The sequence below is a fragment of the Ramlibacter sp. genome, from assembly GCF_029866045.1.
Taxonomy (GTDB): domain Bacteria; phylum Pseudomonadota; class Gammaproteobacteria; order Burkholderiales; family Burkholderiaceae_C; genus Ramlibacter.
In genome coordinates this window covers 1-5,772 of the sequence record NZ_JARXAB010000108.1, presented here as the reverse complement: position 1 = coordinate 5,772, position 5,772 = coordinate 1, and the positions used below count along the sequence as shown (strand labels likewise).

Annotated in this window: 6 protein-coding genes; 5 read left to right on the top strand and 1 reads right to left on the bottom strand. The window is 67.4% G+C overall.

The features are described 5' to 3' along the window. Positions 1-258 precede the first annotated feature (258 nt). A complete protein-coding gene (locus QE494_RS11895) occupies positions 259-1,050 on the bottom strand; it encodes an enoyl-CoA hydratase-related protein (protein ID WP_300043594.1) in 792 nt (263 codons plus the stop codon). A 270-nt stretch (positions 1,051-1,320) separates the two neighbouring features. Between QE494_RS11895 and QE494_RS11890 the strand changes: the two genes are divergently transcribed. From QE494_RS11890 to QE494_RS11870, 5 genes are all read left to right on the top strand, one after another. Then, positions 1,321-2,118, top strand: coding sequence for an enoyl-CoA hydratase/isomerase family protein (locus QE494_RS11890; RefSeq protein ID WP_300043593.1), 798 nt, complete (start codon positions 1,321-1,323; stop codon positions 2,116-2,118). Position 2,119: 1 nt separating this feature from the next. Further along, a complete protein-coding gene (locus QE494_RS11885) occupies positions 2,120-3,388 on the top strand; it encodes a CaiB/BaiF CoA-transferase family protein (protein ID WP_300043592.1) in 1,269 nt (422 codons plus the stop codon). Positions 3,389-3,429: 41 nt separating this feature from the next. Next, the gene (locus QE494_RS11880; RefSeq protein WP_300043591.1) at positions 3,430-4,116 is read left to right on the top strand and encodes a nitroreductase; all 687 of its coding nucleotides are present in this window, start codon (positions 3,430-3,432) and stop codon (positions 4,114-4,116) included. Then, entirely contained in the window at positions 4,113-4,988 is an 876-nt protein-coding gene (locus QE494_RS11875; RefSeq protein WP_300043590.1) for an alpha/beta fold hydrolase, read from the top strand. The genes QE494_RS11880 and QE494_RS11875 overlap by 4 nt, the downstream gene beginning before the upstream one ends. Before the next feature lie 58 nt (positions 4,989-5,046). Next, the coding region (locus tag QE494_RS11870; RefSeq protein WP_300043589.1) for an SDR family NAD(P)-dependent oxidoreductase at positions 5,047-5,772 on the top strand (726 nt) is incomplete at its 3' end.

Genomic DNA, 5,772 nt, shown 5'->3' with positions numbered 1-5,772 from the left:
AGGGCGCTGGGGGCCGAAGAGCGAGGCATGTTTGAGCCCTGAAGGGGCGAGTTTGCCTCGCGTGCCCCTGGCGGCCGAGCACCGCAAGGAAGCCCGAAGGGCCCCTGCATCGAAGCCGCCGGGCCCCTGCCGCACACCCGGCGCGTACCCCGCAAAGAGTCAAGCTCCATCCGCACACCCGGCGCGTGCCACGCTAACGCCAAGCACCCTCGGCGTTCCCCGGCAACGCCAAAAAAGCCCCCCCCGAAGGACCGGCCTTTACCGACCGAACTTCGTAGTGTCAGGCGCCCGCTTGTTGGCAAACGCGTCGTGCAGCTCGTGCGCTTCTTCCGAGGCGTAGTAGTGCGGCAGCATCAGGTCGTGTGTGACCCGGGCCAGGCCGCCCACGCCGCCATGGCGGGCGTTGAACGCGCCCTTCAAGGCCGCCAGCGCATAGGAGCCGCGCTCTGCGATCTTGAGTGCCATCGCCATCGTCTCGCGCTCCAGATCGGCGTCGGGCACCACCCGGTTGATCAACCCCAGGCCCAGCGCCTCCCGGGCGGTCAGCTTCTCGTTCATGAACCAGATTTCCTTGGCCTTCTTCTTGCCAACCAGGTCCTCCAGGTACCAGGTGCCGTAGCCAGCGTCGAAGCTCCCCACCATGGGGCCGACCTGGCGGAAGATTGCGCTTTCTTTAGCAATGGTCAGGTCACACACCACATGCAGCACATGGCCACCGCCCACCGCAAAGCCGTTGACCGAGGCGATCACCGGCTTTTGCAGGCGCTCGATGGCTTCGTAAATCTCCAGCGTGGATGGCGCGCCCGGATACAGGCGGGAGCTTTCGTCGCCGTCGTGGTGGCCGCCAATGCAGAAAAACTTGTCGCCGGCACCGGTGATCACCAGCACCCGGGTGCGGGTCTCACGGCGGATCGACTCGATGCAGTCACGCACCTCCTGGCAGGCCACGCGGTTGAACTTGTTGCCGTCATGCGGCCGGTTGAGCGTGAGGATGCCCACCGGGCCCTCCTCGCGGTAAAGAATCGTCTCGTATTGATGGGCGTCGGCCATGGGGGTGTCTCCGGTGGTCAAAAAAATTACTTTGTGTGTTTCGCGCCAAGAATTTTGCAACACGGGGCGCTGTCTCTGTGGCCCTTGGCGACAGCGGCGGCCCCCGCGGCGAGTGTTCAACATCACGGGCGCGGCAAGCTTCAGAATGTACTATGCATAATCAGCGTAGCCGGTCGCCCTGTCGCGACCATTTCCTGCGTGAAAAATTGCACGCGCGGATTGCGCCCACCCTGCACCCTGCGGCTCCATGCCCCTGCTTGACCACACTCCATGAGCGACGGATTGCGCATTGACGACAGCACGCCGCGGGTGCGGGTTCTTACCCTGGACCGGCCCCACCGGCTCAACGCGCTCGACGGCCCGACCCTCACGGCCCTGCGCGCCGCGGTCGAGGACTGCTCTGCGCCGGGGCATGACATCCGGGTCATCGTGATCCGCGGCGAGGGCCGGGCGTTTTGCTCCGGCACCGACCTCAAGTGGATCGCCGAGCACGCCTTGCACGACCCCGCTGCCCACCTGCAGAACCAGGACCGCATGCAGGCTGCCTATCAGGGCCTGGAGTCAGCCCGGCAGGTGGTGATCGCCTGCGTCAACGGCATTGCGGTCGCGGGTGGGCTGGAGCTGGCTCTGTCCTGCGACATCGTCGTTGCCGACGAGGACGCGATGATGGGCGACGAGCACATTCGCAAGAACCTGTTTCCCAGCGGTGGCAGCACCCAGCGCCTGCCACGGCGCATTGGCCTGCCGCGCGCCCTGTACTATCTTCTGAGTGGCCGGCGTATGAGCGGCCGCGAGGCCGAGCGCATTGGCCTGGCGGCGCTGGCGGTGCCAGGCGCCGAGTTGCAGGCCACCGTGATGCAACTGGCCCAGGAAATCGCAGAGGCCGACCCGCATGCCCTGGCCAGCCTGAAGTACACCGCACGTCGCGCGCCGGAGCTGCCGCTGCACGACGGCTTGGCCCTGGAGCGCTGGATGCAATTTCGTTATCGCCACGAGTCGCCCGCCATGGCCGCAGGTGTCACCCGTTTCGCCGCCGGCAACGCCGGACCCCATGAGGAGAAGTCCTGATATGAACGCAAGCCCTGGCGCCAGCGCCACCCCACTTCAGCGCCCGCTAGAAGGCATCCGTGTCCTCGATCTCACGGTGGCCCTGGCCGGTCCCTACGGCGCCCTCATGCTCGCCGGCCTGGGCGCCGAGGTGATTCACGTTGAATCGCCTGGTGGCGGTGATATCGCCCGCACCAATCCGCCCTTCGTCAGCCGGCGCGGCCTGAACTTCGGTGGCGCGATGGCCGAGGACGAGATCTCGGTGACCATCGTCAACCGCGGCCGTAACAAGAAGAGCGTCACCCTGGACCTCAAGTCGCCCAAGGGGCGCGAGCTGTACTTCCGGCTCGTTCAGGAGTGCGATGTGGTGCTCGAGAACATGAGCGAGGGAGCCACCACCCGCCTCGGCATCGACTACGCCCGCACCGCCGAGGTCAACCCGCGCATCGTGTACGGTTCCATCAGTTCCTTTGGCGAGCCCAGCGTGGTGCCTGGCCTCAAGGGCATGGACATCCTGGTGCAGGCCGCCTGCGGCTTGATGGAGGTGACCGGATTCGCCGACGGCCCGCCCACCCGGATTGGCATTCCCATCGCCGATTTGGTGACGCCCCTGTACGCGGTCAATGGCATTTTGGCGGCCCTCATCCAGCGTGGGCGGACTGGCCGTGGCCAGCATGTGGAGGTGTCCATGCTCGATTGCATGGCTTCACTGCTGGCCGAGGAGCATTTCGACCTCTTCGCCCAGGCCGGCGTGCCGCGCCGGTCGGGCAATTCGCACGACCGGCTGGTGCCCTTTGGGGTCTACCCTTGCACGGATGGTCATGTGGCCATCGTGGCCTTCCGGCCGGAGTGGATTCGGCCCTTGCTCGAGGCCATGGGCAAGCCCGAGTTGCTGGACGACCCGCGCTTTGCCAGCCGCGGCCCGCGCATGGCGCATGCCTCCGCCTTCAACGGCTACATCGAGGCCTGGACCCGCGAGCGCACCACCGCCGAGGTGGTGACCGAGCTGCTTGAAAAGCGCAAGGTACCTGCGACCCGGGTGCGGGCGCCTGCCGAAGTGCTGTCCGACCCGCAGCTGATCGCGCGCGGCGCAGTGACCGTACTCGAGCACCCGCTGATTGGTGACCTGCGTACCAGCGGCATTGGCAACCCCATCCGCTTCTCCGACGCCCACGCTCAGTTTGATGTGCCCGCGCAAGACCTGGGCGCAGCCAACGCCGACATTTACGGTGGGTTGCTCCAGCTTCCCGAGGCCGAGATCGCTGCCCTGCGCGCCCAGGGCGTGATCTGAGGGACGCCGCCTCATGGGCGATATCTGATGGACGGCACCTGATGGACGAACTTGCGAGCCTGGACCAGCTGCTGGCGCGGCGCCACAGCTGCCGCGCCTTCCTGCCGGATCCGGTGCCACGGGACCTGCTCGAGCGGGCCCTCGCCGCCGCCGGCCGCAGCGCCTCCTGGTGCAACGCGCAGCCCTGGCATGTTCACATCGCCAGCGGCGAGCCGCTGGGGCGGCTGCGCGCGGCGCTGATCGAGCGTGCCCGCACCGGAGCCCCAGCCGCCTCCGAGCTGGATCGGCCGCGCGAGTACACCGGGGTCTACCGCGACCGCCGCCGCGAATGCGGCTGGGCCCTTTACGAGGCGGTGGGGGTGGCCAAGGGAGACCGGGAGGCGTCTGCCGCCCAGGGGCTGGAGAACTTTCGCCTCTTTGGCGCGCCGCATCTGGCGGTGGTCACCAGCCCGCAGGCCCTGGGGACCTACGGGGTGATGGACTGCGGCGCCTGGGTCGCCAACTTCATGCTCGCTGCCACCGCGCTGGGTCTGGGCACCATCGCCCAGGCCGCGGTGGCCTCGTGGCCCGACATCCTGCGTGCGCACCTGCCGCTGCCAGCAGACCGGCACATTGTCTGCGGCATCTCGATCGGCTTTGCAGACACGGCCCACCCGGCCAACGCCTTTCGCACCGTGCGGGCGCCGCTGGGCGAGGTGGTCACCTGGGTCGGCGAGGGCGGTTCGTGAACGCAGGCCAGCGCCTGCCGGGAACGCCCGATCCCATGCATCTGTGGGCGACCGATGCTGGCCTTCGCATTGCGGCCGACAGCTGGGGCGACCCGGCTGCACCGCTGGTGCTGCTCGGGCACGGCGGCGGTCAGACCCGCCACGCCTGGCGTGACACCGGCCGTCGACTGGGTGACGCTGGGTATTACGCTGTGGCAGTCGACTGCCCCGGCCATGGAGACTCCGACTGGGCCGAAGACGGCGAGTACGGAATGGACGCTCAGGTCCGTGGCCTGTGCGCCCTGCTGTCGGTGCCCGCACTGGCCGGGCGTCAGCCGGTGCTGGTGGGTGCATCGCTTTCGGCCGAGGTCTTTTTGCTCGCCGTGGGGGAGGGCCTGATCAAGGCGGCCGGCCTGGTTCTGGTCGACTACGCGCCCCAGACCCAGGAAGAGGGCTACCTGCGCAACAAGGCCTTCATGGAGGCCCATGTCGACGGCTTTGCCTCGCTGGAGGAGGTGGCTGACGCCATCGCCAGCCACCGCGGCGGGCCGCGTCCATCCCGCGTCGATGGCCTGGCCAAGGTGGTGCGGCGGGGCGCTGACGGGCGGCTGCACTGGCACTGGGACGCACGCATGCTCGATAGCCGGGTGCGCGAGTATCCGAACCGCTATGCGCGAATGTCCGCCGCCGCACGGCGCCTGACACTGCCCACGCTGCTGGTGCGCGGTGGCCGTTCCGACGTTTTAAGCGAGGCCGGCGCGCGCGATTTCCTGGAGATGGTGCCGCAGTCCGAGTACGTCCTGATTGCGGAGGCCGGGCACATGATCGCGGGCGACGCCAATGACGCCTTCGGCGAGGCGGTGCTGGGCTTTTTGGGCCGGGCTCTGGGTTGAAGGCCTAGGGGTCATTCGACCCAACCATGCATAATGTTTTATTCAAAGGAATCACCCCATGGACTTTCTCAACGAGCTTTTCGGTGTCGCTGGCAAGACCGTCCTCATCACCGGCGGTGCCAAGGGCATTGGCGCCGCCATCACCACCGCCTTCGTCAAGTGCGGTGCCAAGGTTTACATCTGCTCGCGCGACCTGGCGGCCTGTGAGGCGCTGGCCGCCGAGCTGGCGCCTTTTGGCGAGTGCACCCCGCTGGCGTGTGACATTGCTTCCGACGAGGACCGCAAGCGCTTTACCACTGACTTCCTCGCCCGGGTGCCCAAGCTCGACGTGTTGATCAACAACGCCGGCGCGCTGTGGGCTGCGCCGCTGGCCGAGTACCCCGAGTCCGGCTGGGACAAGGTCTACGACCTCAACGTCCGTGGCACCTTCTTCCTGATCCGCGACCTCATGCCCGGGCTCGAGGCTGCCGGTACCGCCGAGGACCCGGCGCGCATCATCAATGTGGGTTCGATCAACGCCCTGTACCTGCCGGCGCACGAGACCTATGCCTACACCTCGAGCAAGGCGGCCCTGCACCACCTGACCAAGCACCTGGCCTCTCAATTGGCGCGTCGCCATGTGGTGGCCAATGTGATTGCGCCCGGGCAGTTTCCGAGCAAGATGCTCAAGGGCACCATCGAGCGCAAGGGCCTCGAATCCTTGACCGCCAAAATCCCGCTGGGGCGCCTGACCAACGAGGCCGACATGGCTGGCGCTGCGCTCTACCTGGCGTCTAAGGCCGGT

Excerpts from the sequence above, each read along its gene's own strand:
- QE494_RS11895 (WP_300043594.1), bottom strand. The coding sequence starts at position 1,050 with ATGGCCGACGCCCATCAATACGAGACGATTCTTTACCGCGAGGAGGGC.
- QE494_RS11890 (WP_300043593.1), top strand. The coding sequence starts at position 1,321 with ATGAGCGACGGATTGCGCATTGACGACAGCACGCCGCGGGTGCGGGTT.
- QE494_RS11885 (WP_300043592.1), top strand. The coding sequence starts at position 2,120 with ATGAACGCAAGCCCTGGCGCCAGCGCCACCCCACTTCAGCGCCCGCTA.
- QE494_RS11880 (WP_300043591.1), top strand. The coding sequence starts at position 3,430 with ATGGACGAACTTGCGAGCCTGGACCAGCTGCTGGCGCGGCGCCACAGC.